Here is a 398-nt window from a genome sequence, read left to right as displayed (position 1 = left end):
TGTGATGCCTGGTTTTAGTGGTGTGGGGTTTTTTTTGGGGTTTTTGGGAGATTTGTTGGTGCTTGGAACCGGGGGGGGGGGGGGGGGGGGGGGGGGGGGGGGTGATTGTTTTTCAAGTGGAAAATGAACTCGCTTCGCTCAGACACCATTTTCTGTTTGAAAAACAATCACCCCCACACCCTTAGGTAACTCGATGATTTCTCGAAAGCGTACTATGGTCTGACTCTGTATTGCACGGAACAATCGTGTTCATTCGGGAAGAGATAACTGCGAGTTACCTGAGAGTGGGGGGGGGGGGGGGGTTTTTTGGGGGGGGGGGGGGGGGGGGGGGGGGGGGGGGGAGGCGCAGCCAAGCAAAAAAACACACCCCCCCCCCCCACCCCCCCCACAACCAACCG

It is taken from the genome of Marinobacter azerbaijanicus, assembly GCF_030250645.1.
Lineage (GTDB): Bacteria > Pseudomonadota > Gammaproteobacteria > Pseudomonadales > Oleiphilaceae > Marinobacter > Marinobacter azerbaijanicus.
Note: the sequence above shows the minus strand (reverse complement) of the source record.